The sequence below is a fragment of the Bradyrhizobium sp. CCGUVB4N genome, from assembly GCF_024199945.1.
Classification (GTDB): domain Bacteria; phylum Pseudomonadota; class Alphaproteobacteria; order Rhizobiales; family Xanthobacteraceae; genus Bradyrhizobium.
In genome coordinates this window covers 6,994,932-7,021,869 of sequence record NZ_JANADP010000001.1, presented here as the reverse complement: position 1 = coordinate 7,021,869, position 26,938 = coordinate 6,994,932, and the positions used below count along the sequence as shown (strand labels likewise).

Sequence of the window (26,938 nt, the reverse complement as noted above, 5' to 3'; positions counted from 1 at the left end):
GCTATGCGGGCACCGTCTAGGCCTTCAGCTCCGCCGTGGCCTGGTCGAGCCACGTCTTTGTCGTCTCATCCAGCGCCGGTCCCACTTCAGCGCGGACGCGCGCGTGGTAGGCGTTGAGCCAGGCGAGCTCTTCCTTGCTCAGCATCGCTGCGTCGATGAGCCGGCGATCGATCGGCGCCAGCGTCAGCGTCTCGAACGCGTTCATCGATTTCTCGGCGCCCTTGATGTCGGCGGCGACCACCAGCTCGAGGTTCTCGATGCGGATGCCGAAGCCGTCAGTCTTGTAGTAACCCGGCTCGTTGGAGAGGATCATGCCGCGCTTCAGCGGTGTGGTGCCGAGCTTCGAGATCCGCGCCGGGCCTTCGTGCACGCTGAGATAGCTGCCGACGCCGTGGCCGGTGCCGTGCTCGAAATCGACGCCGGCGGCCCAGAGATATTGCCGGGCCAGCGTGTCGAGTTGCGCGCCGGTGGTGCCGTCAGGGAAGATGGCGCGCGCGATCGCGATATGGCCGCGCAGCACGCGGGTGAAGCGGTCGCGCATCTCCTCCGTCGGTTCGCCCACCGCCATGGTGCGGGTGACGTCGGTGGTGCCATCTTCATATTGCGCGCCGGAATCGATCAGCAGCAGGTCGCCGGGGGCGATCCGCCGGTTGCTCTTGCGGGTGACGCGGTAGTGCACGATGGCGCCGTTCGGGCCGGTGCCGGAAATGGTCGGAAACGACACGTCCTTGAGCGCGCCGGTGTCGCGGCGGAAGGTCTCCAGCGCCTCGACCGCGTCGATCTCGGTGAGCTTGCCGCTTCCTGCCTCGCGATCGATGAAGGCGAGGAAGCGCGCCAGCGCGATGGCGTCGCGGCGATGCGCCGTCTGCGTGCCCTTGATCTCGGTGGCATTCTTCACCGCTTTGAGCAGCGCAATCGGATCGCTGCCGCGCAGCGGCTTGCCGCCGCCGCCCGCAATCAACCGGCTCAGCGCGTCGGCCGCGGTCGCGTTGTCGAGCGCGATCGCAGCGCCGCTTTTGGCGAGCGCCATCAGCGTCGGCGTCAGTGCATCGGGCTCGCGCACGTCGGCCGATTGCTCGAGATGGTCGCGCGTCAGGTTGGAGAGCTTGCGGTGGTCGATGAACACGGTGGGCCGGCCGACCTTGGGCACCAGCGCGTAGGACAGCGGCAGCGGCGTATGCGCGACGTCGGCGCCGCGGATGTTGAAGGTCCAGGCGACCGCATGGCTGTCGGACAGCACCAGCGCGTCTGCGCCAAGCTTGTCGATCTCGCTCTTGATCTGCGCCACCTTCTCGGCCTCGGCGACCCCGGCATATTGCAGGCCGTGGATCGCGACCGGCGCGATCGGCGGCTGCGGCCGATCCTGCCAGACCGCGTCGATGGGATTGCTGTCGACCGCGACCAGTTCGGCGCCGGCCTTGGCGCAGGCCGCCGAGAGGCGCTCGGCTGCCGCAAAAGTGTGCAGCCACGGATCAAATCCTAGGCGGTCGCCGGATTTGAGGTGCGCCGAGACCCAGCTCTCCGGCGGCGGATCGATCAGCGATTCCACCGCCCAGGCCTTGGCGTCGACCTGTTTGGCCGCCTGGATCGTGTAGCGGCCGTCGACGAACAATGCAGCTTGCTGGGTCAGCACCACGGCGAGCCCGGCCGAGCCGGTAAAGCCGGTGAGCCAGGCGAGCCGCTCTTCGGAGGGGGCTACATATTCATTCTGCTGCTGATCGGCGCGCGGAATGACGAAGCCGGTCAGCTTGCGGCGGGCGAGTTCTTCACGGAGTGCGGAAAGCCGCGCCGTCAATGCGACGCCGGCCTCGGGCTCCTCGAATGTCTGGAAGTGCGCTTCGAACATGGCTCAGTTTAGGATTATGGAGATCAGTCCGCAATGTAGACGCATTTGCCATTTCATCTGGCATGGACTGTGCTTGAAAAGGTTCCATTCGAATTGAGTGGAGTAAAGGATGCAGCAGTTGCGCTTCGTCCGGATAACAGGGAAATTCGAGCAAGTGGTTCATCTCAACGGCGAGGGGACACACGATGCCAGCGTTCACGTTTGAGAAGATTTCGCCGCCGGTGCGCCGCGCACCCGCAGCAACGACACCGAAGAAGCCGCGCGGCCTCATCAGCCAGATGATTGATCGTGTCGCCGAGCGTCGCGCGAGGCGGGCGTTGCAGAGCCAGCCCGCAATGCGTCGGGACGAAAAGCCGGCGGCGGAGTAGGACGCTCTTAACCTCGCCCCGCTTGCGGGGAGAGGTCGGATCGCATCGGAGATGCGAGCCGGGTGAGGGAGACTCTCCGCGAGTTCAACTCTCACCGTTCCCGTGGAGACTCCCCCTCACCCCAACCCTCTCCCCGCAAGCGGGGCGAGGGAGCGCATCTCGCTCAATCGAGTTTCCGCAGCAACAGGCTGCTCCATCCCTCGATGCGCAGATGCCGCAACGGCACCAGGCCGCGCGCGCGGTAGGCGGCAATCACGGCGGGGGCCTGGTGGGTTAACAGGCCCGAGAGAATCACCCGGGCCCCGGGCGCGAGATGTCGCGTCATCGGACCTGCCAATTGGCGTAACGGATTGGCAAGGATGTTGGCCAGCACCAGGTCGAACGGGCCGCTTTTGGCAAAGTCCGGCGCAGCGAAGCCGGTCGCCCGGATCACCCGCACCTGGTTGCCGACCTCGTTCAGGGTCGCGTTCTCGGCCGCGACCCGCACGGAAGGCGCGTCGATGTCGGAGGCCAGCACTGCGCGATGCAGCGCCTTCGCCGCCGCGATCCCCAGCACGCCGGTTCCGGTGCCGAGGTCGAGCACGCGCTTCGGCCGCGCATGTTTCAGGACATGGTCAAGCAGAAGTAAACAGCCACGCGTGGTGCCGTGGTGGCCGGTTCCGAAGGCGAGCGCCGCCTCGATCTCGATCGCGAGCTTGTTTGGCGCCACGCGGTCACGGTCGTGGCTGCCATGGACGACGAAGCGTCCGGCCGGTACGGGGACCAGGTCTTCGAGGCTCGCCTTGACCCAGTCCTTGGCCTCGATCGTGTCGAAGGCAAGCGTCGCGGCGATGTCATTTCCTGCTGAAGTTGCAACGAGTTCGCGGAGCAATTCCTGATCCGGCGCCTCGGCGAAATGGAGCGTGACGTCCCATTGTCCGTCCGGCCGTTCGAAGGCGGCGACGGCGGCATCGCCCTCGAAAAAGACCTCCGTGAGGACGTCGACGACACGCCTGGCGGCAGCCTCGTTGCCGATCGAAAAACTCGCGCGATGGGTGGGTAAAGGCTGCATTCTGGAGTTCCGTCGAGTTTAATTTTTGGAACTTTTGTTCCCAATTTTCCGTATAACTTGCAGTTCCCAAGTTAACTAGACCGCAGGTTGTCTCCCGTAGATTTCCGGATGTTGGAACCAACCAGCACACCCTGAAATGGAAATGGAGGCGAAGTCTTGAAGCGCATGGTTTCGAAGTTCTGGTCCGATGAGTCCGGTGCAACCGCGATCGAATACGGCCTGATCGCGGCCGGTATCGCGCTGGCGATCATCACCGTGGTGAACAGCCTGGGCACCACCATGAACGACAAGTTCGGTTCGATTAGCAGCTCCTTGAAGTAATTTCTGCCTCCCATTTCCCAGCGGGGGCTAGTTTCTTCATAGACGGCTTATTTGACGAGCGCCCGCTGGGGGAATTGCCCTCTGGCGGGCGAAGTCGTTTTGGCAGCACGTTTCACAGCACTCCCCAGCTTGTCCCCCATGAATCAAGTCGCAATCCACCGGCTTCTACGCGGCTTATCAACCCCTTCTCCACAGCTTGATCCGGACTTGCACCAACCCATCACGCCGCCCTTGCACGGCTTCTCCACAGCTCTGCCAACAGGCCTGTCCACAGCCCGTCCACAGACCTATCCAAGGCTTGCAAACAGGCCGCGGTGATCTCGCAAGATCGCCTGTGCCGCGTTGTGGCCGGGCGCGCCGGTGACGCCGCCGCCGGGATGGGCGCCGGAGCCGCAATGATAGAGGCCCTTCAACGGCCCGCGATAATCGGCATGGCCCAGCATGGGCCGGGCCGAGAACAGCTGGTTCAACGACAGTGCACCGTGGAAGATGTCGCCGCCGAGTAGCCCGAACTGCCGTTCGAGATCGAGCGGGGAGAGGATCTGGCGGCCGAGCACGCTGGCCGCAAAGCCCGGCGCGTAACCGTCCACCGTCGCAATCATGAGGTCGGCGACCTCGTCGCGGTGGTCGTCCCAGGATTTTCCGTCGGGCAGCTCGGGCGCAACATGCTGGCAAAACAGGCTCGCAACGTGCTGCCCCGCAGGCGCCAGCGTGTCGTCGAGCGTCGAGGGGATCAGCATCTCGACGATCGGTTTTTGGCTCCAGCCCTGCGCCCGCGCATCGAGATAGGCGCGGTCCATATAGCCGAGGCTCGGCGCCAGGATGATGCCGGAGGTGAGGTGATCGCCGTCGCCTGGCAGCGCGGCGAACGAGGGCAGGCGGTCCAGTGCCACGTTCATGCGGAAGGTGCCGGAGCCGTTCTTCCAGTGGCGGATGCGGGTGAGGAAATCCGCGGGCAGGGCATCGGCCGCGATCAGCCGCGTGTAGAGCAGTTTTGGATTGACGTTGGCCGCGACGTATTTTGCGCGAATGGTCGAGCCGTTCTCCAGCACCACGCCGACGGCGCGGTCGCGCTCGACGATCACCTCGCGCACGCCGGCATCAAGGTCGATCGTGACGCCGCGAGCCCGCGCAGCGCGCGCCATCGCTTGCGTGATCGCGCCCATGCCGCCGATGGCGTGGCCCCAGACACCCTTCTTGCCGTTCACCTCGCCGAAGGCGTGATGCAGCATCACATAGGCCGAGCCGGCGGCGTAGGGGCTCGCGTAATTCCCGACGATGGCATCGAAGCCGAACAGCGCCTTGACCAGATCGTGCTCGAACCGCTCGTCCAGCATCTCCCCGGCCGAGCGGGTGAAGAGATCGAGCAGGCTGCGGCTCTGCTCCAGCGTGAGGCCGCGCAGGATGTTGGCTGTCGACAACGCGTTCGCGGCCTCGCGGATGGCGCCGATGCCGAAACTGGCGAGCAGGTTCGGCGGCGCGCGCAGCACGAACTGCCGCAACACGTCGGCGATGTCTTCCAGCTCGCGCGAGAACCCGTCGAGCGCATCGGCATCGCGCGCGCTGAGCCGCGCGACGGATGCCTTTGTCCGGCCCTCGCCGGTGAGGAGATAGTTGCCGTCGGGCGCGGGCAGGAAGTTCTGCGCGCGCCGCTCGACCACGCGCAAGCCCTGCTCGGCGAGGCCGAGATCGCGGACGACCTGCGGATTGAGCAGGCTCACGGTGTAGGCCGCGACCGAGTTACGGAAGCCCGGATGAAACTCCTCGGTGACCGCGGCCCCGCCGACCACCTTGCGGCGCTCGACGACATACACGCGCAAGCCCGCCATTGCGAGATAGGCCGCGCAGGTGAGGCCATTATGGCCAGCGCCGATGATGACGACGTCGGTTTCGGTCATGAAAGCTCGAGCTGTTCCATTGAGGATGGTCCGTCGGACCTGATCCGAAATGACACCTGTATATCAAGCATTCCTCCTTGCAACATCACGAGACCATTTATTGCCCGTTCAGGCGCGGTGTGCTCCATTGCGCGCGCCCGGCGCCCGCCGGGGGAATTGGCCGGAGCTCCCATGGATTCGATCGTGCAACCCGCCGCCACGGAGCAGCCGTCCTCGTCGCGCAACCGGTTGCTGCTGACGGTCTACACCGCCGCGATCTTCGTCAGCGCGCTCCTGCTGTTCTCGGTGCAGCCGCTGTTCACGAAAATGGTGCTGCCGCGGCTCGGCGGCTCGCCGGCCGTTTGGTCGGTGGCGATGGTGTTCTTCCAGTCGCTGCTGCTGGCGGGCTACGCCTATGCGCATCTCCTCATGCAGATCAAGAGCCGCGTGGTCCCGGTCGTGGTGCATCTGGTGCTGCTGATCGCGGCCTTCGTCACGCTGCCGCTCGGCATCGCCAGTGCCTATGGCGAGCCCCCAAGCGCCGGCTACGCGTTCTGGCTGCTCGGCCTGTTCGTGATGTCGATTGGGCTGCCGTTCTTCGCGCTTGCCGCCAACAACCCGCTGCTGCAGGCCTGGTTCGTCCGCACCGGCCATCCTGATGGCCGTGATCCCTATTTCCTTTATGCCTCCTCCAACATCGGCAGTTTCCTCGCGCTGTTGTCCTATCCGTTCCTGCTGGAGCCGATATTCACGCTGCACACGCAGAACCGGCTCTGGACCGGCGGCTATGCCGTCTTGATCCTGCTGATCGCCGCCTGTGGCGTGCTGTTGCTGCGCTCGCCAAAGCTGGCTTTAGCCGATGTGCAAGCGGAAGAAGCCGATGCGCCGGCGCCGACGCTGGTGACGCGGTTGCGCTGGATCTTCCTCGCCGCGGTGCCGTCAGGCCTGCTCATCGCGGTCACCGCGCATATCTCGACCGACGTCGCGGCGGCGCCGCTGCTGTGGGTGCTGCCGCTGTCCCTGTACCTCTTGACCTGGGTCGTGGTGTTCCAGTCGCGGCCGCTGCTGCCGCACAAATGGATGCTGATGCTCCAGCCGGTCGCGATCGCAGGCGTCATCTTCCTGCTCGCCTTCGGCGGCGAGCAGAATTTGCTGCTCACGCTCGGCGGACATCAATTGTGCTTCTTCGTCATCGCCATGGCTTGTCACGGCGAACTGGCGCGGACCCGGCCCGCAGCCAGATATCTCACCGGCTTCTATGTCGCGCTGTCGTTCGGCGGCATGGTCGGCGGCCTCTTTGCCGGCCTCGTCGCGCCCTTCACCTTCTCATGGATCGCCGAATATCCGATCCTGGTCGCGCTCGCCGCGCTGTGCCGCCCGTCGGCCAACGAGCGACTTGCAGGAATCGTGAGATGGTACTGGCTGGCGCTTGCCGTGCTCGCGGCAGCGCTCGTTGCACCGTCTTACATGACGGGCGATCTTTCGACCTGGTTCGAGGATCACCGCGTCTGGCTCGCCGCCGCCGTCGGTGTGCTCGCCGCGCTTCTGGCGCTGGCGCTCAACGCAGATCGCTGGAAGATCTTTGCCACGGTCGCGCTGGCGCTGGCCCTGACTCGGATCTATCCGGCCGACGAGGGCCGCGTCACCACGGTGCGCAGCTTCTTCGGCGTGCACAAGATCGTGGTGACGCCGGGCGGCTATTTCCATGTGCTGATGCACGGCACCACGATTCACGGCGCCGAGCGCTTCCTCAACAATGACGGCACGCCGGTCACCGGCCGGCCCGAGCCGATCACCTATTATCACAAGGACGGCGGCATCGGTCAGGCCATCACCGCGATCCGTGAGCGCAAGGGCGCGCCGCTGAAGGTCGCTGCGATCGGCGTCGGATCGGGCACGCTGGCCTGCGCCGCCGAGCCAGGCGAGGACTGGAAATTCTTCGAGATCGACCAGTCGATGGTGGATGCCGCGCGTGATCCGAAGAATTTCCGCTACATCTCGAGCTGCCAGCCGAACTTCAAGCCAGTGATCGGGGACGCGCGGCTCACCTTCGCGCGGGAGCCCGACGGCGTCTACGACCTCATCATCGTCGATGCTTATTCGTCGGATGCGATCCCGATTCATCTGGCGACCGAAGAGGCGATGAAGATCTACAAGGACAAGCTCGCCCCGCACGGTGCCGTGGTGATGCATGTCTCCAACCGGCATCTCGATCTCGAGCCCGTCGTGGTCGGCATTGCAGATGCAAACGATCTCAAGAGCTGGGTCTACGACGAAGATTCCGGCCGCGACGCCGACTACATCTTCTCGACCGATGTCGTCATCTCCGCGCGCGAGGCGGATGACGTCGGCAAGCTCGCCTCCTCCAAGCAGTGGGAGGAGACCGACGCGGACGAGAAGGTCCGGGTCTGGACCGACGACTATTCCAACATTCTCGGCGCGCTGTATCGGCGTTTGCGCTACGGCGAGCAGTAGCGGTTTCCTACGGCTGGACCGCCGTGCCCGCCGGCAGCGCAAGTCCCTTGTCGCCGGCGACCTGCCGCAACAAGTCGGGCCGGTCCGAGATGATGCCGTCGACGCCGATCTCGATCATCCGCGCCATGTCGTCGGGCTTGTTGACGGTCCAGACCACGACGCGCAACCCCAGCGTATGGGCTTCGGTGACGAGCGCCGCGGTCACGTCGCCGAAATAGGGCGACCACACCGTGCCACCCGCGGCCTTGATCGTGCGCGGCAGGGAGCCACCGTGATCGGCCGGGCTGTAACCCGCCGTCCAGCTGGTGGCCTTGTCGAGCGCGATGGTCGGTGCCGAGCCGCGCTGCAGCGTCAGATACACGGTCGGAACTGTCGGGGCCTGCTGCTGGACCAGCAGCAGGGTCCGCCAGTCGAACGACTGGATCATGACGCGGTCGGAAAATTTCTCGGCCGCGATCACTCCGAGCAGCTTTGCGACGAAGGCCTGCGGCTCCAGCGATTGATCCGGATGATCCGGATCGATCTTGGTCTCGATATTGAAGCGCACGCGCTCGTTGCCGGATTTGCGCACCAGCGCGAACAGCTCCTTGAGCGTCGGAATGCGGGTCCCCGGCACCGCGTGCTGGTCGGGAAACTGTTTTGCGTAGGCGCTATCGGGCCGGATCTGGCCAACGTCGTAGGTCCTGACATCGGCGAACCGAAGCTTCACGAAAGGCGTGCCGGGCGCCGCGACATAGGCGCCGTTGGCGTCGCGCGCGAGATCGGGATTGAGTCCCCGCTCATGCGACACGACGACCTCGCCGTCGGCGGTCACGCCGACGTCGAGCTCAAGCGTGTCCACGCCCATCGAGAGCGCATTGGCAAAGGCCGGCAGGGTGTTTTCCGGCATCAGCGCCCGCCCGCCGCGATGCGCCTCGAGGTCGAAGGCCATGGCTTTTCCTGCACCGAGAAGACAGATCGTGCCGAGGAGTAGCGCAAGACGGAATGACATCATGAACCGCGCCGGGCAAGAGGGATGGCGGCTACCGCCGCAAGGCCGGATCGATCAATAATCGGCATCGGCCGCGCCGTCCACCGGGCAGGGGGCGGCACGTCGGGGCGAGGCGGAAAATGCGCGAGAGGCCGCAGCGTTCAGCGGTCGGGCACGGAGGCCGCAAGCTGGTCGATGGTGGGATGAGGCTTCGACGGGCGCGGCATGTTGAACGGGCTGTCGTCCTCGCCCAGGTCGTTCAGGAAATCGTCGACCGTGCTGCCGATGAAGCCCTTGACCTGGTCCGAGCCGCGGTCGCTGAGATCGTTGTGCTGGAATTCGGTCCGGACCACCTGGATGCCCGCCTTGGCGCAGGTTTCATCGTCTGGAACGACGCCGGGATCGGCCTTGAATTGCGGATCCTTCGAGCGGAAGGACAGGATCTTGACCCTGCCGTCGGTGACGAAGGGGACGCGCAGATTGTCGAGCGTGACCACCTTCTTCACCAGCTCCGGGTGCAGCTTGGCGAAGTACATCGAGATGTCGCCGCCGTTGGAGTGTCCGACCAGCGTCAGATGGCGGTAATCCGCGTTCGGATACACCTTCTTGAGCGCGTCGATCGTGAACAGGATGTTGGCGATGCCTCGGTTGTATTGCGAGCGGCGACCGACATATTCCTCGCCAGCCTTCGTCACCATCGGATCGTCGGTCGACAGATCGTGCTGGATGCTGACGACCAGATAGCCGCGGGCGGCGAATGTGTTGGTGAGGAACGAATATTCGGTATGCTTGACCGTGTTGCCGTGGCTGAGGATCACGACCGGCAACTCGATCATTTCAGCCATCGCTTCCATCTCGCGGTCGCGGCGGACCGACACCTCCACGGTGACATCGCGGTCGTCGCGCAAGATGTCGGCGAGCGCGACTGTGCTGTGATGGATGGCCCATTTGCCTGCACTGAAATAGAAGATGCCCATCAGCGCTGCGGCTGAGGCGAAAACGGCGATGCCTCTCTTCATGACAGTCTCCGCATCCGGTGTTCAAATCGCGCGGGCGGGAACCGGTGCTGCGCCTGCCGCGATGCCGGGCGCAGCGCCCCGCCGGGTGTCCATGCTCAACGAATGGGCGGACGGTATTGCGGGCTTTTTACAGCTGGATGACCGGCCCCGCCGGGGTGGCTGAAGCGGCTGATTCTCTCGCAAAAGTGAGGGAATCGACCGCTTTTGGGCGTGACCTGGCGCCGCAGCCCCGCGGGCGGGACCTGTTGAAACCTCGGGCGGCGGCTTGGGTTGCGATCGCCCGGCTTGTATGTAGTCTTGGCGCCTTTGGAATCCCGCCCGTGCAACAGAAACGCGATCACCGCATCATTCGCAGCCGGCATTTTCACAAGATGCAGCGGCGGCATTTCATCATTTTCGACGTTTTGCCCTTTGTCGGCACCTTGGTTGCGCTGGGCCTCCTGTTCTACCGTCCGATCGGCGTCGTTGAGCTCAGCCTGTTCTTCGGTTTCTGGCTGATCACCGGGCTTGGGCTGACCGTGGGCTATCACCGCCTCTTCACCCACCGCGCCTTTGCCACCTCGACCGCGATGAGCGCGATCCTGATCGTAATGGGATCGATGGCGGGCCGCGGCCCGATGCTGTCCTGGGCGGCGATGCATCGCCGGCACCACGAACTGTCCGACCACGACGGCGATCTGCATTCGCCGCGTCTGCATGGCGACGGTCTGCTCGGTCGCCTGCGCGGCTTCCTGCACGCGCATCTGACCTGGATGATCGCGCACGACTATCCCAACGTCGCCCTTTACGTGCCGGATCTGATGGCCAACCGCACCCTGGTCGCGGTCAACAGCTACTATCACAGCTGGGTCGCGCTCGGCCTGCTGCTCCCGGCCGCGATCGGTGGCTTGGCCACAATGAGCCCGTGGGGCGCGCTGACGGGCCTGCTGTGGGGCGGCGTGGTGCGCATGTTGGTGGTCGAGCAGACCATGTCCGCCATCAACTCCATCATGCACACGTTCGGCGCGCAGCCCTTCGTCACCCGCGACGACAACAGCCGCAATCTCGGGGTGATGGCGTGGCTCGCCTGGGGCGAGGGCTGGCACAACAACCATCACGCCTTCCCGTATTCGGCGGCGTTCGGGCTGCGCTGGTTCGAGTTCGATCCCGGCTTCATCTTTATCCGCGCGCTGGAGGCGCTCGGGCTCGCCTGGGACGTCAAGGTGCCGAGCGAGGAGAAGATCGCCCGGCGCATGCTGCGGCAGCCGGGCGATGCAGAGCCCGATCTGGAAACGGGCTAAGGATCGGCATCCGGCGATGACGGCGCAGCGCTGAACCGATGCTGTTCAACGACTACCCCTTCCTCCTGGTCTTCCTGCCGGCGGCATTGCTGATCTACCGCCTGGTCGATCCCTACCCGCATCTGCGTATCGGCGCGCAGGTGGCGTTGTCGCTGGCCTTCTACGCCTGGGGCAGTCCGTCCTTCATCCTGCTCCTGGTCGCCTCGATCGTCATCAACTGGCTCGCTTCGGTCGCCTATGGTCGGGTGAAGTGGAAGCTGGTGCTGACGCTTGTCATCGCGCTCGATATCGGCGTGCTGGCGCTGTTCAAATACGCCAACTTCATCCTCGCCAATCTCGGACATGTGCTGGGCGCCACGTTGCCGATGCTCGACATCGGGTTGCCGCTCGGCATCTCTTTCTTCACCTTCCACCACATCATGTATCTGGTCGATCTCAAGCGCGGCAAGGCGCCGCTCTACGCGCTCGATCGCTATGCGCTCTACATCGCCTTCTTTCCGCAGGCGATCGCCGGCCCGCTGGCGCGCTGGTCGGAGGTGATGCATCAGTTCGGCAGACAGGTCTATGTGCCGGGCTGGCAGCGTCAGTTCTGCATCGCAATCTGCTTCATCGCGATCGGCCTGTTCCAGAAGGTCGTGATCGCCGACAGCATCGCGCATCTGCTCGATCCGATCTATACGCAGGCAGCGAGCGGTCCACTTGCAAGCGGCGATGCCTGGCTCGCTTTCTGCTTCTCGTTCCAGATCCTGTTCGACTTCTCCGGCTATTCCGACATCGCGATCGGCCTTGGGCTGCTGTTCGGCGTGCAACTGCCGTATAATTTCAATGCGCCGCTGCGCTCGACCAACATCCAGGATTTCTGGCAGCGTTGGCACATCACGCTGATGTTGTTCCTGCGCGATTACGTGTTCTATCCACTGGTCAATCTGCGCATCCTGCCGCGGCGCTTTCTGCCGGTGCAGTTCTTCGGCGCAATGCTGATCACCATGGCGTTGTGCGGCTTGTGGCATGGCGCGAGCTGGGCTTTTGTGCTGTGGGGCGTGCTGCACGGTGTTGCGCAGGTCGTTTGTTCACTCTGGCGGCGCTATGGTCCACACTTTCCATCATGGCTCGGCTGGGCGCTCACCGTGCTGTTTGTGCTGGCGACCGGCGTGATCTTTCGCGCCGGCTCGGTCGAGGCCGCCTGGCATGTCTTCGCCGGGCTCGCCCAGCCGCTGCCGCTCGCGCGCGGGCAGCACCTCTGGCCGCTGATCGTGGCGCCGTTGTTCGCCTTCCTGTTGCCGGCGAGCCAGGACATCGTCGCGGTCTTCACGCGCCGTCCGAGTCCTGTCCTTGCGGGCGTTCTCGGTCTCAGTCTTTTCGCGTTGCTGCTCCACATGGGTGGTCGGGATCTCCATGAATTCGTCTACTTCAAGTTCTGACACCGATCCCCGCTGGGGGAGGAGCCTTGCTGCCTGCATGGGCACGCTGATCGGCGCGGCCATGCTGGTGCTGGCGCTGATGGTCGTCGTCGATCCCTATGACAGCGGCAAGCTCGGCCTGCTGGGCATCGACGGCGTCGACAATCGTCTCACCCAGATCACGGCTGCGAGCCGCGCCAGAGACCCGAATTTCAACGCCGCCATCCTCGGCAACTCGACGGCGCAGATGATCGAGCCTGAGGCATTGTCCCGCGCAACAAGCCTGCGCTTCGTGCAGCTCTACACCACCGGCTCGGCTCCGCGCGAGCAGCTCGCAGTGCTCGACTTCTTCCTGCGCAATCACAAGCAGGTTGGCGCGCTGGTGATTGCTGCCGACCCCGGCTGGTGTGTGCATGCGCGGCCGAAAGAGGAGGGTGCTCCGTTTCCCTATTGGCTCTACGACACGAGTGTCGTCACCTACGCGGTGCGGCTGATCTCCTGGCAGGCGATCGAGCAGGCCTTTCAGCGGCTCGGGATCGGCCTCGGCTGGCGGCAGCGGATGAATCCGGACGGCTTTGTCAGCTATGAGGACATCTGGCCGCCCGGCCAATTCAAGGAGGCTAACGCGCCGCGAGACCCTGTACCTGCTGTCTCGGCGCGAGCGGCGTTTCCCGAGATCAGCGCCCTGCAGGACGTCGTCCGGAAGCTGCAGGCCGACGTACCCATCGTCATCATCGTGCCGCCGACTTTCGCGGCCACCGTGCCGATATCAGGCACGGATTTGGCGCTGGAGCGCGGCGCTTGCGATGCCGCGCTGAAAGCCGTCATTGCAGGGCGCGCGCGCAGCAATTTCATCAGCTATCGCGTCGACAACGCGCTGACCCGCGACCGCGATAACTTCGTGGATTTCATCCACTATCGCCCGAAACTCGCGCGCAGGATCGAGCAAGGCATTATCGCGAGCCTGCGCGATGGCGAGAGCGCGAAGATCGATTTCTGAGCCGGCTCAGCCGACTTCCTCGAACCCGCCGTCGAGCCAGAGTCTGCGCGCAAGCTTGCGCTGGATCTTGCCGCTGGTGGTTTTTGGCAACGCGCCGGGACGGATCAGCGCGATGTGTCGCGCGGAGATCTCGTGGCTGTCGGCGATGGCCTCGCGAATCTGCCCCTTGATCTCGGCGGTGTCGATGGTGTGACGGGCGGTGCGCTCGACCTCCTGGACGATGACGAGACTTTCCTCGCCATGTTCGTCCGGCACCGAAAAGGCCGCGCCGCAGTTCTCGCGCAAGGCGCCGTCCTGCGACTGCACCGTGCGCTCGATGTCCTGCGGATAGTGATTGATGCCGCGGATGATGATGAGATCCTTGATCCGGCCGGTGACGAACAATTCGCCCGCATGATCGAGGAAGCCGAGATCGCCGGTGCGGAGCCATCGACCATCCTCGCCCGCGATCTCCGCATTGAGCTCTTCGCGCGTCGCCGCATCGTTGCGCCAATAGGCGCGGGCGACATTGGCGCCGCTGACCCAGATTTCACCGATATGGTCGGCCGGGAGCCGCACACGGTGTTCGGGGTCGACAATGGCGATCTGCTCGCCGGTCAGCGCGCGGCCGCAACCGACGACGAGTTGCGCGTCGCCCGGATCGGCAGGCGGCTTGGCCACATGCGCCTGAAGCGCGGCGCGGCTGACATGGCGTGCGACGTGGCGACCGCCGCGCGTTCCGCCGGAAATCAGGAGCGTCGCCTCCGCCATGCCATAGGCGGGATACATCGCGCGCGCGTCGAAGCCGTGCGGCGCAAAGGTTTCGATGAAGCGCGCGATGGTGTCGGCGCGCACCGGCTCGGCGCCGTTGAGCGCGATCCTGAGCGAGGACAGGTCCACGCCCTCCATCTGGTCGGCGCGATAGCGGCTGACGCAGAGGTCGAAGCCGAAATTGGGGCCGCAGGCGACCTCCGCACGATAATGCGAGATCGCGCGCAACCAGCCGAGTGGCCGCTGCATGAACGCGTTCGGCGCCATCAGCACGCAGGTCGCGCCGACATAGAGCGCCTGCAACGCGTTCAGGATCAGCCCCATGTCGTGATAGAGCGGCACCCAGTTGACATAGGTCGATTGCCTGGTGTTGCCGAGCGCAATCCGGATCATCTCGAGATTGGCGAGCAGATTGGCGTGGCTGACCATCACGCCTTTCGGCTCGGAGGTCGAGCCGGAGGTGTATTGCAGGAACGCGATGTCGTCGGGAGTAGGCTCTTGCTGCTCGACCGTGGCGTCGGCCGCTTCGGTGAGATCGACTTCGATCCACCGGATGTTCTCCTGCGCAAAGCGTTCCCGCAGATCGCCGCGCAGGGCGAAGGCCGAAGTGGTCAGCGCGAGCGCCGGCGTGCAATTGGCGAGGATCGCGGCGCTGGCATCGCGGGCGCTGTTCCGCCGCGGCATCATCATCGGGACGGCGATCACGCCGGCGATCAGGCAGCCGAAGAACGCCACCATGAATTCGATGCCCGGCGGAAACACCAGGATTGCACGGTCTCCGGGCTGGGCGGTCGCGGTCAGGCGCGCGGCGAGGGCGCGCGCGGCATCATGCAATTGGCGGAAGGTGAGGGAGGCTTCCTCCGTCCCGCGATCGGAGACGAAGACATAGGCGCGATCGTCAGCCTGCTCCGCCGCGCGCCGGGCCAGGAGCGCCACGAGCGAGCGGTGGTTGTCCACGGGGGCGCCGGCTTCAGCCGCCCTCAGGCGGCGGAGCGGAGCGCGCGCTTGTCGGCGAGAAATCGCGACAGCGCCTCAACCGTAGGGTGGTCGTAGAAGTCGTCCGTCGACAGTTCGAGGTCGAGCTTCTCCTCGAGTTCCATCATGAGGTAGACGAGCATCGCCGAATCGATGCCGAGCCGGCTGAATTTCGTGCCGGTGTCGACGCGGTCCCTGGAGATTCTCAGGATATTGGCTAGCGCAATAACGCAGAAATCCGAAATCTGCTCGCGTGTCATGTCATTTCCCAGAAATACTCAGAACGACAATACGGGCGACCTCAAGGTTGTCAATTTGGCCCAAACGCCGCAGCCGTTGAAGGTTGGGGACTGTTGCTTTCCTGCGTCGCCGGATGCTCATTTCGTGCACAAGCGGGCGCGATTTCCCGCGGTCGACAGGGGCGGCGACCGCCCCTATCTTTCCAAAATTGCAGTTTGACGCGCGTGACGGGATTTTCGCATGAGCCGCGCCCGCTTGTTCGCCGCCCTTTTTCTCGCGGCCCTGACCGTATCGAAGCCGGCCACCGCCCAGCGCGGCAATGATTTTGATTCGCTGCTGGCGCAGATGAATGCCGCGACGCAGGGCGGGCATTGGGCCGAGGGGCTGGCGGCCGCCCAGAAGCTCGAAAACCTGGTGCGCCGCCGGCAGGGCGCCGACAACATGAACTATGCCGGCGTGCTGCACAACGAGGGCATGTTCCTGCACAATCTCGGCCGCTTCGGCGAAGCCGCCGACAAGCTCAACGCCGCGCTCGCCATCAAGCTTCGCAACAACGATGTCGCCTCGACGCTGCGCACCTCCAACATTCTGGTGGGTTCGCTTGGCATGCTCGACCGGCGTGCGGAGGCGACGACGGTGGCCGAACGGGCGCTGGCGCTCGGCACCAGCGCCTTCGGCGCCAATGACGTCCGCTTGTCGGATACGCTGGCCGCGCTCGGCGGACTGGCGCGCGACAAGGAGAACTACAGGGAGGCTGCCGGTTACTTCGAACGCGCGCTGACCGGCCTGCAGGCCGCCAATGCGCCTCCCGTCGATATTGCGTCCGCCATGGACAATCTCGGCGACACCTACGGCCTGCAGGGCCGCTTCGACGACAGCGAACGCCTGCTGCAGCAGGGGATCGCGTTGCTCGATCGCAGTTTCGGCGGCAATGCCGAGGCTGCACCGAACTACGACAAGATGCTCAACGACCTCGGCAACCTCTATCTCGATGCGGGGCGCTTGTCCGACGCCGAAGCCACGATGCGGCGCGCGCTGGCGATCACGCGGACGCGTAGCGGCGACGCGCATCCCAATGTCGCGGCCACCATGGGCAATCTCGCGACCGTGCTGGAGCACGAGGCCCGCTACGTGGAGGCCGAGAAGCTCTACCAGCAGACGCTTCAGGTCTATGAGCGGATCTACGGGGCGAACCATCCGACCACGGCGATCGGGCTGAACAATCTCGCCAACGTCTACTCGGCGCAGGGCAAGCACGAGGCCGCCGCGGGTCTGCAGGAGCGCGTGCTCGCGATCGACGAGAAGGCCTTTGGCGCGGACAGCCCCGATGTCGGGCGCGCCCTCAACAATCTCGCCAACAGCTATGCGAGCCTCGGGCGCAGCGACCAGGCGCTCGGCCTCTACCGCCGCTCGCTTGCGGTGATGGAGCGCAAGTTCGGCGAGGGCAGCGGCCCAAGCGCGCTTGCGGCCGGCTCACTCGGACAGGCCTTGATGGACGCCGGCAAGACGGACGAAGCCCGGCCGTATCTGGTGCGTTGTCTCGAGATCGACGAGCGCGCGCTTGGCGCGACTCACCCGCAGCTGATCAAGGATCTGCGCGCCGTCGCGCTGCTGGACCTCAAAACCGGTCAGTTGGCCGAGGCGCGCAGCCGGCTCGAGCGGGCGCTTGCGATCGCGCAGGACAAGCTCGGGTCTCATCATCAGGACACGATCGCGACGCTGATCAATCTGGCTGACGTCGATCGACGCGAGGGCAAGTGGCCGGAGAGCCTTGCGAAGCTGCGGCTCGCCGCGGCGACGCTCAACGCAGAGCGCAATGCGCAGTTCACCCGTTTCACCGACATCGATCCCTGGCTGATCGAGGGGATCTGGCGCGTCTCCGACGGTAAGCCGGATGCTATGGCCAAGGATGAGGCTTTCGGCGCCGCGCAGCGCGCGCATGAGACCAAAGCGGGCGCAGCGTTGTCGCAGATGGCAGCCCGATTTGGCGCCGGCAACGATGCGATCGCGGGCCTAGTCCGGCGGCAGCAAGATCTGAAGGCGAGCCTCGATACGCTCAGCAGGCGGGTGACATCCGAGCTTGCGCAGGCGGACGGAAAACGCAACGACACCTTGCTCGCAAATTTGCGCGCGCAAGCATCGCAAGCGCAGAAGTCGCTCGACGACGTCACGGCGCAGCTCGACCGCAGCTTTCCGGCCTATGCCGAACTGTCCAATCCGCAGCCGCTGCCGATCGCGCAAACGCAGGGCCTGTTGAAACCCGATGAAGCGCTGGTGGCGTTCATCACGCTCAGTGACAAGACCTATGCTTTCGCGGTCACACGCGAGGCCAGCGCGCTGCGCCAGATCGCGCTCGATAGCCGCAAGATCAGCGACCGCGTCGCTCATCTGCGGCAGGGGCTCAGCGATCCCGAGGCGGTCCAATCCGCGTTCGACCTCGATGCGTCCTTCGAACTCTACAGTGGATTGTTCGGCCCGATCGCGGCGGATATCGCCGGTAAGCCCAAACTGCTGATCGTCCCCGCGGGTGCGCTGACCAGCCTGCCGTTTCAGGTGCTGGTGACGAAGAAGCCGGATGGAGCGTCCCCGGATCGCTACCGGCAGGCAGCGTGGCTGCTCAACGAGCGCGCCATCACCGTGTTGCCCTCGGTGCCGAGCCTGCGCGCGCTGCGCAGCCTGGCCAGGGACTCGCGGGCGCAAAAGCCGTTCATCGGTTTCGGCGATCCGATCTTGCAGCGCTCGCCCGGCGACAAGCGGCCAGGGCGCAATGTGCAGCCCTACCAGAACTACTATGAGGGTTCCGCGGTCGATCTCGAGCGCCTGCGCACCGGATTGCCGGCGCTGCCGGAAACAGCGGGCGAGCTCCGGGCCGTGGCGAAGGCGCTCGGTGCCTCGCCGCAGGACGATGTCAAGCTCGGTGCGGCCGCGACCGTCACCAGCGTCAATCAGCTCGCGCTCGATCAGTACCGCGTCGTCGATTTCGCCACGCACGGGCTTGTCGCGGGCGAAGTCAACGGTCTCAGCGAGCCGGCGCTGGTGCTGACACTGCCGGACAGGCCGACCAGTGACGATGATGGTCTGCTCACGGCGAGCCGCATCGCAAAACTCAAGCTCGATGCCGATTGGGCGGTGCTGTCGGCCTGCAATACGGCCGCGGGCGACCAGCCGGGTGCAGAGGGCCTGTCAGGCCTCGCGCGCGCGTTCTTCTATGCCGGCGCTCGCGCGCTGCTGGTCTCGCACTGGCCGGTCGATTCCGATGCGGCGGTGCGCCTGACCACGGGCGCCTTCTCGGAGCTCAGCGCGCATCCCGGCATCGGCCGCGCCGAAGCGTTGCGGCGCTCGATGAAAGAGCTGATTGCCGATCGGTCGTCACCGCGTAACGCCGATCCGGCGGTGTGGGCACCATTCGTGCTGGTCGGCGAGGGCGGTTGACGACGGCCGCGAAGAGGCGAAACTGGTTTGCAAAAAGACCGGGAGCGATTCACATGCGGCTCATCCTCATGGCAACGATGGCGGCTCTGATGGTTGGACAGGCAGCCGCCAAGGACGTGTTATCGGGCGCGAGCCTGTATGCCGATGTCGCGCGCTACGCCTCGTTCGGCCTGCACCGCTTCGGCTCGCCCGGCGATCGCGCGACCGCTGACTGGGTCGCGGGCGAGCTGTCCGAGGCCGGCTTCGCCATCAAGTTCCAACCCGTCGTGCTTGGCCGGCAATACGTCGTGGAGCGCGCGAGTGCGGAAGCGGCCGGCACGCGCGTCGAGGTAACGCCGTTCTGGTGGCCGCCCGAGGATAAGGCCAGCTTTCATCTCTCCGCGCCGCTCGCCCGAGAGGGCGACGTTGCCGGCAAGATTCTCTGGGTCGATCTGCCATTCGATCGCGGAGCCTATCTCGGTCCCGCGCATCGCGCGGCGATCGCTGAGGCCACGGCGAGGAAACCCGCCGCCATCCTGCTGACGATCGGCAATCCCGCGGACGACCGTTTCGCCTACAACGTCACGCAGGAGGACGCACCCTGGCCGGTACCGGTGATGGTGGTCGGCGCCAAGGCCCGCGATCCGTTCGAGCGTGCGCTCGCGTCAGGCGCTCCGGTCACATTCGACCTTGCCGGGCACTACGATCACAACGTCTCCGGCCGCAACGTCATCGCCGAGATCGGCATTGGCCGCGGACCGACCATCGTCGTCTCCACGCCGATGACCGGCTGGTACAGCTGCGTCTGCGAACGTGGTCCCGGCATCGCCAATTTTCTCGCGCTGGCGCGCACGGCGGCTGCGGAGAAATGGCCGGCGCATTTCGTCTTCATTGCGACCGCCGGCCACGAGATCGGCCATGGCGGGATGGAGTTGTTTCTGAAAGACGGCGCGCCCGCGCCAAAGGACACGCTGGCCTGGATCCACTTCGGCTCGTCGAACGCGTGCTACGCCTTTGCGGAAGGCGCGCGGATCAGCCGGCCCGAGGAGGAGCACTATCTCGTGCTGAGCAAGTCAGCCGTCGCGCTGACCGATGAGGTCTTCGCCGCGGTCGCGGCAAAACGTCTGGTGACGGAGAAGCAGGCGGTCGGCGAGCTGCGCGACGTGCATGCGGCGGGCTACGCCAATTTCCTCGGCATGGCCGGTCGCCATCAGACCTTCCACACGCCGGCAGACGATCTCACGGCAACCGGGCCCGAGATCCTCGAGCCGGTTGCCCGCGCCTTCGTCGATGCTGCGCGGAAGATTGTCGAACGCGGCGACGCCGCGTTCAGATAACCTCAGTTTTGATAATAATAATTGCGCGGCTGATAATACTGGCGCGGCTGTTGCTGCTGATAGTAGTAACCCTGATGGGCCTGCACCGGATCGGAGCCGTAGCTCGGCTGCGGTTGCGGCAGCTGCTGGTAGACCTGCGCGCCAGGAGGGCGGGCAATCGGACGCGGCGCCGGGTAACGAGCGCCGGTGTCGCTGCCGTCGGCGGGATAGATGTAGTTGTCGTCCTGCGGCATGTAGCGGCGAGGGGGCTGCATCGGCGGCGCCAGATTCACGGGATCGCCTGTCGTCGCATACTGCTCCTCAGCCGGCTGCTCGGCGCGGGCCACCGCATTGTTGGTCCGGCCGCGCGGGTTGCGGGCCAGCGCCACCTGCGCCGAGCCCGTCAGCGTCACCGTGGTGTTGAGCACGCCCTGCTCCTGCACCAGCGCGTAGAGGGTCGAGGCGTTCTGGCGCGACAGCCGCACGCAGCCATGCGAGGCGGGCGTACCCAATCGTCCGACCGAGTCGGTGCCGTGAATGGCATGCCCGACCTTGGTGAAGAAGATCGAGTGCGGCATCGGCGCGTCGTCGAATTCCTTGGAATAGTGATCCTCTTCCATGCGGAAGGCACGGAACGAGCCGGCCGGCGTCTCGCGCGAGGGGATGCCGGTCGACACCGGCCAGTGGTAGCGGGTGACGCCGTCGACCACGACGGTCATCTGCTGATTGTTCTTGTCGACGGTAATGTCGACCTTGGCCTGCGCGGTGCCCGCGCTCAAAAGCATCAGGGACGTGAACGCAACGAAAAAGGAACGCATCTGAAATCTGGCCTCCGGCCTGTTCGCGCTAGAGCATGATCCGGAAAAGTGTGTAGCGGTTTTCCGAAAAGATCATGCTCAAACAATAACACCGCGGCTCTCCGTCCCCGGCTCGCACTATGCCTGCAATCCGGCTTTCGTTCCAGCGGGCTGCTCACCCATCGTTAACGTGATGCCGGGCGTAAGCAAGGCCGCTTTGTGCCGCGCCGGCTCTGACGATGCTGACATTTTCGCGAGCGGGAGCTGCGTTCACAACGCCGACAATTCGTCACAAAGACGCAACCATTTGGCCGCTTCGGGCGTTGAACACGGCCTACCAATTGGCGGCTGTCGCCGCCGTCTACTCCCGGGGACTCAAGATGAACAAAGCTCGTATCGCCGCCGCGCAGTTGCCGGCGGGTCTACCCGTTCGCCTGTTTTTCGCGGGCGCCGCTGTCCTTCTTGCGCTGGCTTGCGCGCCGCAAGCCGGCCACGCCCAGGGCATCGTGCGTGGCGCCCAGGAAGGCTCCTATGAAGGCAACCGGATTGCCGGTCCCGTGGGCGGTGCGGTCGGAGGTGTCGTCGGTGCCGGTGTCGGCGGCGCTGTGGGCGCCGTCGATGGTATTCTGGGCATTCCCTACCACGGCCACCGCCATTGCCGCGGCTACTACGACGGCTATCACCACTTCCGCTGTTATCGGTAAGTCCACCGCCCGTCATTCCGGGCTCGCGACTTCGTCGCGCACCGGAATGACAGTCAGTTCTTCAGCCGATAACCGGTCCGGAAGATCCACCAGATCACGGCGAGGCAGATCGCCAGGAACGCCAGCGTCATGCTGAAGCTGACGGCGACGCTGACATCGGCGATCTCGTAGAAGCTCCAGCGGAAGCCGGAGATCAGATAGACCACCGGATTGAGCAGCGCCACCGTGTGCCACGTCGGCGGCAGCATGTTGACGGAGTAGAAGCTTCCGCCCAGGAAGGTCAGCGGCGTCACCACCAGCATCGGGATCATCTGGAGCTTTTCGAAGCCGTCGGCCCAGATGCCGATAATGAAGCCGAACAGGCTGAAGGCCACCGCCGTCAGCACCAGGAAGGTCAGCATCCAGATCGGGTGATGGATGTGCAGCGGCACGAACAGCCCGGCGGTGGCGAGAATGATCAGGCCGAGGATGATCGACTTGGTCGCGGCGGCGCCGACATAGCCGAGCACGATCTCGAAATAGGAGATCGGCGCCGACAGGATCTCGTAGATCGTGCCGACGAATTTCGGGAAGTAGATGCCGAACGAGGCGTTGCTGATGCTCTGTGTCAGCACCGAGAGCATGATCAGGCCCGGCACGATGAAGGTGCCGTAGCTGACGCCCTCGACATCGCTGATGCGCGAGCCGATCGCAGCGCCAAACACCACGAAATAGAGCGAGGTCGAAACGACGGGCGAGACGATGCTTTGAAACAGCGTTCGCCAGGTGCGCGCCATTTCGAACAGATAGATGGCGCGAACGGCGCGGTAATTCATGACGCCCTCACGAGGTCGACGAAGATGTCCTCGAGCGACGATTGGGTCGTGTCGAGATCGTTGAAACGGATGCCGGCGGTACGAAGGTCGCTGAGCAGGCTGGTGATGCCGGTGCGCTCGCCCTTGGTGTCGTAATCGTAGACCAGCGTCGCGCCGCTGTCGCAGAGGTCGAGCTCGTAATGGGCGAGGCTCTCCGGCAGCGCGGCGATCTTGTTCTGCAGATGCAGCGTCAGCCGTTTCTTGCCGAGCTTCTGCATCAAGGTGGCCTTGTCCTCGACCAGCACGATCTCGCCCTTGTTGATCACGCCGATGCGGTCGGCCATCTCCTCGGCTTCCTCGATGTAATGCGTGGTGAGGATGATGGTGACGCCGGACTGCTGCAGCGTGCGGACCACCTCCCACATGCCCTTGCGCAGCTCGACGTCGACGCCGGCGGTCGGCTCGTCCAGAAACAGGATCTGCGGCTCGTGCGACAGCGCTTTCGCGATCATCACGCGGCGCTTCATGCCGCCGGAGAGCGTGATGATCTTGTTGTCCTTCTTGTCCCAGAGCGACAGATCCTTGAGGATCTTCTCGACCAGGGCCGGGTTCTTCGGCTTGCCGAACAGGCCGCGGGAGAAGCTCACCGTTGCCCACACGCTCTCGAAGGAATCGGTGTGCAGCTCCTGCGGCACCAGGCCGATCATCGATCGCGCCTTGCGGTAGGAGGTCTGGATGTCCTCGCCGCCGACGCTGATCTTGCCCTCGCTGGGGTTGGCGATGCCGCAAATGATGGAAATCAGCGTGGTCTTGCCGGCGCCGTTGGGGCCGAGCAGCGCAAAGATCTCGCCGCGTTTGATGTCGAGATTGACGTTCTTGAGCGCCTTGAAGCCGGACCCATAGGTCTTCGACAGGTTGGCGACGGAAATGATGGAGGACATGAGGGCCGGTCGGGGGTGGGGAGGGATGCGCCGGAACCCGCACCCTGGCGGGCGGAAGACCGGCGGACCCCCGAAATAGGAATGGCCCTGCCCGGCCGCAATTGCCTGGAGAAAAATGGTCTCAAAACAGGCCCTTAAGTGGCAGGTTTCGGGCAGGTGTTGCGCGATGGTCACGGATTGCGGCTAAGATCACCATTCACGCGGCTCTTTGTTGCGTCTGCGAGCAGGCCGTGGCTACGATTCCGGCCAATCGCGAAGCGTATGTCCCCAGGGAAAAGATCGATGAGACCGAACGGCCGTCACACCGCCGGCGCCAGCCAGTTGTCCACTCTCCGCATGTGGGCGACCTGCCTGCTGCTGCTGTCAGCTGTTGCCATGAGCCCGACCACCGCCAGGGCCGCGCCGAGCCAGGCTGCGGCGACGACGCATGTCTATCTGCTCCGCGGCGTGCTCAACATCTTCTCGCTCGGGCTCGATACGATCGGCGCACGGCTGCAGGCGCAGGGCATTCCGGTGACCGTCGCGAACTTCGTGTCCTGGTCCTCGCTCGCCGATGAAGCCGCGACCGAATACAAGGCCGGCCGCCTCAAGACCATCGTCCTGGTCGGGCACTCCTCGGGCGCCACCGCGCTGCCCGACATGATCGCCAAGCTCAACCGTCTCGGTGTGCCGGTGAAGCTCGCGATCGGGCTCGACTCCGTGTTCAAGACCAAGCTGTCGACCGGCGCCGAGCGCTACATCAACATCTATATCGGCGATGGTCCTGGCGAGCCGGTGCGGGCCGACGCGGGCCTTCGCGGCAAGCTCGACAATGTCGACGTGCGCGGCAGCGGCGTCGGCCACATCACCATCGACAAGAACGATGCAATCCAGCGCCGCGTCATCGCCGAGATCGACGCCGCGATCGCCCGCTCGCGCGGTCCGGCTGGCCCGGTCGCCCAACCCGGCGCGCCGCGGGCCGCGCATTCGGCGGCGGCAACGGCTCCGGCGAGAAACTGAAGACTTTCGCCCGCAACGGCTGACTTCATCATGCCGCCGTCGACTTGATTGTCGACGGCGGCATTGTCTTGGCCGCCACGCCGTCGGAATGTGAAAAGGGCCCGCTGCAGGTGCAGCGGGCCCTGTCCAGGCGTCGATCGCGGCGAATTACTTCTTCTCGGGCACCCAGGTGGTGCTCGCCTTGTCGTATTTGAAGCCCGGCGCTTCCTTGAGCGTGTCCTTCGTCTCGTCGATGGTGAGCCACCATTTGTCGTTCTTCTTGGCGGTCTTGATGGCGCTGAAGGGCACGATGACGTCCTTTTCGCCGGCACCCAGGAATCCGCCGACGCCGAGCACGAGCCCGGTGATCTTGCCGGACTTGTCGACGAGCACGTCGTCGACGTCGCCGATCTTGCTTTCCTTGGGATCGTAGACGGCCTGCTTGTAGTAGTTGGTCACCGTCCAGCTTTCCGTCGGCGCCGACTTCACGGTGGTCGTCGCGGCATGAGCGGCAGTCGCAGCAACAACTGCAAATGCACATGCCATAGCGAGCTTCTTCATCTTGGTCCTCCTCAACCAGTTGATCGCGGTGGCAACAGGAGGGAGCGGCAAAGGTTCCTACAGACGCGAGGGCGAGAGGTCGCTGGTTGCCGGCGAACTCGCTTATCGCTTCCTGACCAGCTTGAGCGGACCGCTGGTCTTTTGACCGCGCGGCTTGCTCGCGATGCCCTGCGCTTCGGGCGGCTTCAGGAAGCGGGCGATCATCGTCCTTAGATGCGCCGCGCTCTGCTTGATGTCGAGCTTCGGGTTGCGGATCGGCAGCGCGCGGGATCCGTCGATGAGGGCGATCAGGATGTTCGCCGTCGCATCCGGATCGAGTCCTGGATCCACCCGTCCCTGCTGTTGCGCGTGGCGCAGGAAATCACTCCACATGCGGCGGACGGCTGCGGTGTGCCGCTCGATGATCTTTGCGAAATCCGGATTGCGGGCGGCCTCGGCGAGGCCATCCAGATTGAGGGCCTGGGCGGGACGAAAGCGCAGGCTGTTGTCCTCGATATCGGCGAGCAGCGCGTCGATCACGTCGTCGGCCGCGAGAATCCTTTCGAACCGCTCCGCCGCATGCGCAAGACCCATATCGATCATCGCTTCGATGATCGCCTCCTTGCTCGGAAAGTAGTGGTAGAGGTGGCCGGGACTGATGCGCGCCTCGGTGCAGATGTCCGTCGTGCTGGCGCCGCGGAAGCCGTCCCTGATGAAGCAGCGGATCGCCGCGCCGAGGATCTCCTGGCGCTTCAGTTCATGCTTGACGGGATCGACTTTCCTCAAACCAGACATCTCCATTCACACTCGCCCCGTTTACCACGAGGATTTGCCACGAGAAAATCAAAATTAGAGAGTTCCATCTATTTATGTTGACGGGTGGCGAGGGGCGTGAGAGTGAATATTAGAGCGATCTATCTAATAATCCGCCGATGCGGGAACGGGACCATGCGCTTGCCACGGACGGCCCTGATGAGTGTCGCGCTGGCTCTCGGGGGCTGCGCGACCGCGCCGCTCGAGCAGGCCGGCTCGCTCAGGAGCTACGACCGGATGTCGGACGCCAACGGATTGGTGACGCGGTCGAAGATCCGCGTGAACAAGAAGGACGTGCTGGCGGCCAAGACGATCCGGATCGCATCGACCGTCTTCCAGGCGCGCGCCGATGTCCCCTTGAACGAAAAAGAACGCCGCCTCGTCGCAAACGCGATCAGCCGCGAGCTGTGTCTGCGCCTGAGTGAGCGCTTCCGCATCGTGGCCGCCGATGACGATGCGGACCTGACGGTGCAGGCGACGGTGACGCATGCCGCGCCGACCAATCCGACTGCCGCGGGCGCATCGAAAGCCCTGGCGATCGCCAAGACCGTCGCGCTTCCCGGCGTGCCTGTGCCGGTGCCGCGGCTTCCGGTCGGGCTCGGCAGCCTGTCCGTCGAGGCGGAAGCGCACGACTTTGCAGGATTCGAGAAGGCCGCCATGGTCTGGGCGCGTGGTGCCAATTCCATCACGAACTCGCCGCGGGTCGCGAACGAGGGCGATGCATATGATCTCGCCGCCGATTTCGGCGCCGACTTCGCCAAGCTGGTCGCGACCGGAGAATCTCCGTTCGGCGGCGTCCCTGCGCTGCCTGCCATGGACAGTATTCGCGTGCGACTCGGCGGTGCGCCCAAATACGTCGCGTGCGAAGCGTTCGGACGGTTTCCAGGCGTAACGGGCCTTGCGGGGCAGGGGTTGGGGCTGCCGCCAGGCTGGACGGATTCAGGCGCCAAGGAAAGTCCGGCCAGCAGTCCCGCCGCACCATCCGCGCACGAGGCGTCTCCGGAGCAGACGCTCACGCAATGACGTGGCTGCGCTCTTTGCGACCTCCAACCTCAACCTGTTTGTAACCGAT

At 64.8% G+C, this 26,938-nt stretch carries 23 protein-coding genes; 11 read left to right on the top strand and 12 right to left on the bottom strand.

The window, feature by feature from the left end:
* Window positions 1–16 precede the first annotated feature (16 nt).
* A complete protein-coding gene (locus NLM31_RS32560; RefSeq protein WP_254194964.1) occupies window positions 17–1,846 on the bottom strand; it encodes an aminopeptidase P family protein in 1,830 nt (609 codons plus the stop codon).
* Between the two features lie 185 nt (window positions 1,847–2,031).
* Between NLM31_RS32560 and NLM31_RS32555 the strand changes: the two genes are divergently transcribed.
* On the top strand, window positions 2,032–2,214 hold the full coding sequence (locus tag NLM31_RS32555) for a hypothetical protein (RefSeq protein ID WP_254194963.1): 183 nt from the start codon (window positions 2,032–2,034) through the stop codon (window positions 2,212–2,214).
* A gap of 163 nt (window positions 2,215–2,377) precedes the next feature.
* On the opposite strand, the gene NLM31_RS32550 is transcribed toward NLM31_RS32555, so the two are convergent.
* Window positions 2,378–3,265 carry a 50S ribosomal protein L11 methyltransferase gene (locus NLM31_RS32550; RefSeq protein WP_254194962.1) on the bottom strand — a complete coding sequence of 296 codons (888 nt, stop codon included), beginning with the start codon at window positions 3,263–3,265 and terminating at the stop codon, window positions 2,378–2,380.
* A gap of 165 nt (window positions 3,266–3,430) precedes the next feature.
* On the opposite strand from NLM31_RS32550, the gene NLM31_RS32545 reads away from it, so the two are divergent.
* The gene (locus NLM31_RS32545; protein ID WP_148754203.1) at window positions 3,431–3,586 is read left to right on the top strand and encodes a Flp family type IVb pilin; all 156 of its coding nucleotides are present in this window, start codon (window positions 3,431–3,433) and stop codon (window positions 3,584–3,586) included.
* Window positions 3,587–3,873: 287 nt separating this feature from the next.
* Here the strand turns inward: NLM31_RS32545 and NLM31_RS32540 are convergent, their stop codons facing one another.
* Window positions 3,874–5,484 carry an NAD(P)/FAD-dependent oxidoreductase gene (locus NLM31_RS32540; RefSeq protein WP_254194961.1) on the bottom strand — a complete coding sequence of 537 codons (1,611 nt, stop codon included), beginning with the start codon at window positions 5,482–5,484 and terminating at the stop codon, window positions 3,874–3,876.
* Between the two features lie 171 nt (window positions 5,485–5,655).
* Between NLM31_RS32540 and NLM31_RS32535 the strand changes: the two genes are divergently transcribed.
* Window positions 5,656–7,938 carry a fused MFS/spermidine synthase gene (locus NLM31_RS32535; protein WP_254194960.1) on the top strand — a complete coding sequence of 761 codons (2,283 nt, stop codon included), beginning with the start codon at window positions 5,656–5,658 and terminating at the stop codon, window positions 7,936–7,938.
* Window positions 7,939–7,945: 7 nt separating this feature from the next.
* Here the strand turns inward: NLM31_RS32535 and NLM31_RS32530 are convergent, their stop codons facing one another.
* Together NLM31_RS32530 and NLM31_RS32525 are read right to left on the bottom strand one after the other, a co-directional pair.
* Window positions 7,946–8,869, bottom strand: a complete 924-nt coding sequence (locus NLM31_RS32530; protein WP_254194959.1) for a glycerophosphodiester phosphodiesterase — start codon at window positions 8,867–8,869, stop codon at window positions 7,946–7,948.
* A gap of 200 nt (window positions 8,870–9,069) precedes the next feature.
* Window positions 9,070–9,927 carry an alpha/beta hydrolase gene (locus NLM31_RS32525; protein ID WP_254194958.1) on the bottom strand — a complete coding sequence of 286 codons (858 nt, stop codon included), beginning with the start codon at window positions 9,925–9,927 and terminating at the stop codon, window positions 9,070–9,072.
* A 137-nt stretch (window positions 9,928–10,064) separates the two neighbouring features.
* Between NLM31_RS32525 and NLM31_RS32520 the strand changes: the two genes are divergently transcribed.
* From NLM31_RS32520 to NLM31_RS32510, 3 genes are read left to right on the top strand one after another with little or no spacing between them, the layout of a single operon-like run.
* Window positions 10,065–11,207: an acyl-CoA desaturase gene (locus NLM31_RS32520; RefSeq protein ID WP_254194957.1), complete on the top strand. Its 1,143-nt coding sequence runs from the start codon at window positions 10,065–10,067 to the stop codon at window positions 11,205–11,207.
* A 38-nt stretch (window positions 11,208–11,245) separates the two neighbouring features.
* Complete coding sequence (locus tag NLM31_RS32515) at window positions 11,246–12,628, top strand: MBOAT family protein (RefSeq protein WP_254194956.1); 1,383 nt, start codon at window positions 11,246–11,248, stop codon at window positions 12,626–12,628.
* 37 nt (window positions 12,629–12,665) lie between these two features.
* Window positions 12,666–13,607 (top strand): hypothetical protein, encoded by a 942-nt coding sequence (locus tag NLM31_RS32510; RefSeq protein WP_254194955.1) that lies wholly within the window; start codon window positions 12,666–12,668, stop codon window positions 13,605–13,607.
* A gap of 6 nt (window positions 13,608–13,613) precedes the next feature.
* Here the strand turns inward: NLM31_RS32510 and NLM31_RS32505 are convergent, their stop codons facing one another.
* Window positions 13,614–15,314, bottom strand: coding sequence for a fatty acyl-AMP ligase (locus tag NLM31_RS32505; RefSeq protein ID WP_254194954.1), 1,701 nt, complete (start codon window positions 15,312–15,314; stop codon window positions 13,614–13,616).
* Between the two features lie 23 nt (window positions 15,315–15,337).
* Window positions 15,338–15,592 (bottom strand): acyl carrier protein, encoded by a 255-nt coding sequence (locus tag NLM31_RS32500; protein WP_254133364.1) that lies wholly within the window; start codon window positions 15,590–15,592, stop codon window positions 15,338–15,340.
* Window positions 15,593–15,812: 220 nt separating this feature from the next.
* Here NLM31_RS32500 and NLM31_RS32495 point away from each other — a divergent pair, with 220 nt between their 5' ends.
* Entirely contained in the window at window positions 15,813–19,004 is a 3,192-nt protein-coding gene (locus NLM31_RS32495) for a CHAT domain-containing tetratricopeptide repeat protein (RefSeq protein WP_254133363.1), read from the top strand.
* 53 nt (window positions 19,005–19,057) lie between these two features.
* Complete coding sequence (locus tag NLM31_RS32490; RefSeq protein ID WP_254194953.1) at window positions 19,058–20,320, top strand: hypothetical protein; 1,263 nt, start codon at window positions 19,058–19,060, stop codon at window positions 20,318–20,320.
* Between the two features lie 2 nt (window positions 20,321–20,322).
* Here NLM31_RS32490 and NLM31_RS32485 read toward each other — a convergent pair whose 3' ends face one another.
* Window positions 20,323–21,117 (bottom strand): L,D-transpeptidase, encoded by a 795-nt coding sequence (locus NLM31_RS32485; RefSeq protein WP_254133361.1) that lies wholly within the window; start codon window positions 21,115–21,117, stop codon window positions 20,323–20,325.
* Between the two features lie 359 nt (window positions 21,118–21,476).
* Between NLM31_RS32485 and NLM31_RS32480 the strand changes: the two genes are divergently transcribed.
* On the top strand, window positions 21,477–21,800 hold the full coding sequence (locus NLM31_RS32480) for a hypothetical protein (protein ID WP_254133360.1): 324 nt from the start codon (window positions 21,477–21,479) through the stop codon (window positions 21,798–21,800).
* A gap of 53 nt (window positions 21,801–21,853) precedes the next feature.
* Here NLM31_RS32480 and NLM31_RS32475 read toward each other — a convergent pair whose 3' ends face one another.
* The gene (locus NLM31_RS32475) at window positions 21,854–22,615 is read right to left on the bottom strand and encodes an ABC transporter permease (RefSeq protein WP_254133359.1); all 762 of its coding nucleotides are present in this window, start codon (window positions 22,613–22,615) and stop codon (window positions 21,854–21,856) included.
* A complete protein-coding gene (locus NLM31_RS32470) occupies window positions 22,612–23,535 on the bottom strand; it encodes an ABC transporter ATP-binding protein (protein ID WP_254133358.1) in 924 nt (307 codons plus the stop codon). The genes NLM31_RS32475 and NLM31_RS32470 overlap by 4 nt, the downstream gene beginning before the upstream one ends.
* Window positions 23,536–23,817: 282 nt before the next feature.
* On the opposite strand from NLM31_RS32470, the gene NLM31_RS32465 reads away from it, so the two are divergent.
* Window positions 23,818–24,534, top strand: a complete 717-nt coding sequence (locus NLM31_RS32465; protein ID WP_254133357.1) for a hypothetical protein — start codon at window positions 23,818–23,820, stop codon at window positions 24,532–24,534.
* Between the two features lie 147 nt (window positions 24,535–24,681).
* Here the strand turns inward: NLM31_RS32465 and NLM31_RS32460 are convergent, their stop codons facing one another.
* Together NLM31_RS32460 and NLM31_RS32455 are read right to left on the bottom strand one after the other, a co-directional pair.
* Entirely contained in the window at window positions 24,682–25,074 is a 393-nt protein-coding gene (locus tag NLM31_RS32460) for a PRC-barrel domain-containing protein (protein ID WP_254194952.1), read from the bottom strand.
* Window positions 25,075–25,176: 102 nt separating this feature from the next.
* Window positions 25,177–25,854: a TetR/AcrR family transcriptional regulator gene (locus NLM31_RS32455; RefSeq protein ID WP_375167515.1), complete on the bottom strand. Its 678-nt coding sequence runs from the start codon at window positions 25,852–25,854 to the stop codon at window positions 25,177–25,179.
* 171 nt (window positions 25,855–26,025) lie between these two features.
* On the opposite strand from NLM31_RS32455, the gene NLM31_RS32450 reads away from it, so the two are divergent.
* Complete coding sequence (locus NLM31_RS32450; protein ID WP_254133354.1) at window positions 26,026–26,889, top strand: DUF3313 domain-containing protein; 864 nt, start codon at window positions 26,026–26,028, stop codon at window positions 26,887–26,889.
* Window positions 26,890–26,938 lie beyond the last annotated feature (49 nt).